This is a genomic window from Bradyrhizobium sp. (assembly GCF_019242285.1).
Classification (GTDB): domain Bacteria; phylum Pseudomonadota; class Alphaproteobacteria; order Rhizobiales; family Xanthobacteraceae; genus Bradyrhizobium.
The window spans coordinates 1-2978 of record NZ_JAFAVV010000457.1; the positions used below are offsets into that span (position 1 = coordinate 1).

Consider the following 2978-nt stretch of genomic DNA (forward strand, 5'->3'; position numbering starts at 1 on the left):
CTTGATAACGGCAGCAACCCGCGAACGTAGAACCGGCCGGGGGGAATCCAAACCCCGGAATAAGCACCGCCGGAAGCGGCGAGTGCGATGCAGGTCGAAAGGCTCTGGAAGTTGTGATCGGCGAGTTGAAACATGCTCAATCCGCCAGCCACAGAATTCGGCATGTCATCCTGGAGGACGTCCTGAGGAGCTGTGCTGTAATAGTCCTTCTCCATGGTCTGGCCCGACGCGACGTTATGGGGATTGATGCCGATGACGGCGTTGAACATGCTGCCATAGGCGGAATCGTCGGACCCGTCGAAAACAAGCCCTGTGCCGTTGGTGTCGAGGGCGATGGCGCCGCAGCTAGGGTCGGTGATGGAGAGGAAGCCGGCCGGCTCTGGCAATGGCGGGGGAACGGCCTCCAACTCGATGAAGTCGATGGTGATCGATGAGGCAGCATTGGTTGCCGTCTTGGTCAGCGTCAACGTATATCCGGCCTGCAGCGGGACGTTCAACTTGATCTGGATCTCGTCATAGAGATGGGTGGGGAGGATCGGTTCGCCGGAAATGCCATAGGTAATGGCATTGGCAGGGACGTTGTAGAGTTTCACGTTGTCGAGCACGCCACCATAAAGCCAGGCATAGCGCGAGGTGAGGTTCAGGGTCGTCGCGAGCACCGCGCCGCCGCCGGAATCGGTTATCGAGAGGCCCAACATCCCCGATTGCCCACCGCCGTTGGGCGCATCCGGGATGGAGAAGCGGATCACGACGGCGTTGGCGCCGGCATCGGCCGGCTGCACGACGAATGACAGCGAATCTCCGGAATTCGTGAGGATCACGGCCTGGCGACCGGACGCCTCTCCGCCCAGATCGCCAACAGCGCGGTCGCTGGCGTCGGGCGCGCCCACAACGCTCGCGCCGCCGCCCAGGACCGCCAACTCGGACTCATAGATGCCGACCTGCCAGGTTGAGCCCGCCGGCGTCGACGCGCCCGAACGGACCGAAAGCGCCACCAGCAAGGCGGCCGCTGCGACATGATATAGTCTCATCGACTACTCCCGCGTGAAACCGGACACGAGATCATAGACTGGATCGATGACGATTAAACCCGATGTCTCGCCCTCATTGAGTATCTTAAAAGTTGATAGAGCCGCATTGGCTACGCTTGGTCGAGTTGCGCCTTGGCGGACCAGATGCGAGAAGGTCGGGTCTAAGGGTAGGTCCATCCGGGGCTCTGCGGACCAACTACGCGGATGATCTCGCGACCGACGTCGCACCATCTCCGCCAGCCAACGACGATGAGCCCACGACGAAGCCGGCTGGAAAGCCGCGCAAGAAGGCAACGCGCAACATCGGCGCGCTGCCAAAGCATTTGCCGCGCTGCGAGCAGGTGTTCAAGCCGGACGTGCCGTAGCTCAGACCGTGGTTTTTATCTGGAAAGTCGAAAGTGCTTTATCTTTCAATAGGGATTGACTGACTCCCCCTCCCCCGGCCTCTAAAGCAGCCCGAAACACACTAACAATTCCTCAGTTCTGATCATCAAGGCGCGATCCTAGATGACGCTGCTTGATGTCTGTTTGGACTTCGGCCGTGCGTTCAATCATGCTGTTGACAATCGTTTCACGATCGAGTCGGATGAGCGCACGGATACCATGTTCTCGCAATTCCTCTTCGAGGATTGCGGCCATGATCGACACAATTCTCATTCGCTCCATTCCGTCCATCGGCACAGTTGAACAGCAGTATGATCTGTGCGGCGCGACTAATCGTCTTCTTTTGAGTTCGACTCGAAAGAAAATGGTATGGAAGCCACCTCGCAGATTGCTTCAACTAGGGAACGAACGGCCCGAGCATCCCAGTCGATCTGATCAATCGGCGCATCCCAATGTTCGGAAATGACGTAGGCTACATGGCGAGCTTTTACGCCCAAGCCGGCGATAGTCCGTGCGGGTATGGCCATGATGGCCTGCTCGATAGGTTCTAGGCTAAGTAGTACCCGGAATCATAGCTGAGTGATACGGCGGTCTTTGAAGCGGCGTTGACGGACTTTTTTCTTGGTCCAGACGAAGGGCTCAGCTCGGAGGTTATATGCTGCGACGTAGGCATCGATATGCTGCTCGAGCTGTTTGAGGGTCGTGAAGGAAGCCTTCGGTCGCAAAGGGCTGTCTGCACATTGGTTTTTGCAAGTTTTCGCGGCGTCAAAATGGCGCGGCGCAAGGTGTGCGGGCGCCGCTCTTCGCATTTTCCTGATGAATTTCAAACCTCCGAGCGATGGCGCTCGTAATGTGCGTCGAGGAGGGGACCCGCTATTTCTTCGCCATCATGCGCGCTAGTGCGATTTGATGCGATCGATGCTCGGCAGCTCTTGTGCCGGATTTTTTCGAGGCCGATCGTCGCGTCATGGCACGTGATGAGAGCGAAAATTTCCGGGTTAGACCAGGCCGGTCGCGCGGTGGAGCACGCATCAATCCTCGGGCGCAGCCGTTCCTCAAGCAGGTCCAGATCGCGGTCCGGAAGGCGGGTGGAGATCCTCGGCGGTTAGGCTCGGGAGGGCGATCGGGCGGCGGCCAGGAAGGAGGAAGGTCGGGCCGGTTCAATGCGGCGGCCGGGGCGCGAAAGTCGTCGCCTCGCTTTCGCGGCAGGGTGGTGGGTGGCAGAGAGACTCCGCAGGCCGCTTCCGGGCGCGGCGGGTGGTGGTCAAGGCGAGGGTCGTCCGGCTCAATCCGCAGCAGCGGGGCGGGCGAACTCCGAAGGTGCGCGGGACGAGGAGCAGGGCCGTGGATGCACATCTCCGCTATCTCGAACGGGACGGGGTCACGCGGGACGGCGAGCGAGGCAAGGCCTACTCCGCTCTCGAGAACGAGGTCGACAGCAGGGCCTTTGTGGAGCGCGGCCGAGAAGATCGCCATCAGTTTCGTTTCATCGTGGCGCCCGAAGATGCCGGCGAGATGGCAGATCTCCGCGGCTTTACCCGCGACCTCATGCGCCAGATGGAG

2 protein-coding genes and 3 pseudogenes are annotated in these 2978 nt (G+C 60.1%); 1 reads left to right on the plus strand and 4 read right to left on the minus strand.

The genetic code is table 11. The annotated features are described in order from the left end of the window. From JOY90_RS17955 to JOY90_RS17970, 4 genes and pseudogenes are all read right to left on the minus strand, one after another. A pseudogene (locus JOY90_RS17955) lies at window positions 1–1031 on the minus strand (hypothetical protein); the annotation flags it as partial. A gap of 477 nt (window positions 1032–1508) precedes the next feature. Further along, window positions 1509–1670, minus strand: coding sequence for a hypothetical protein (locus JOY90_RS17960; protein WP_291692460.1), 162 nt, complete (start codon window positions 1668–1670; stop codon window positions 1509–1511). A gap of 74 nt (window positions 1671–1744) precedes the next feature. Next, complete coding sequence (locus JOY90_RS17965) at window positions 1745–1942, minus strand: hypothetical protein (RefSeq protein ID WP_291692461.1); 198 nt, start codon at window positions 1940–1942, stop codon at window positions 1745–1747. 42 nt (window positions 1943–1984) lie between these two features. Next, window positions 1985–2125: pseudogene (locus JOY90_RS17970) on the minus strand (IS630 family transposase); the annotation flags it as partial. 634 nt (window positions 2126–2759) lie between these two features. On the opposite strand from JOY90_RS17970, the pseudogene JOY90_RS17975 reads away from it, so the two are divergent. Continuing rightward, window positions 2760–2978, plus strand: a pseudogene (locus JOY90_RS17975) (hypothetical protein); the annotation flags it as partial.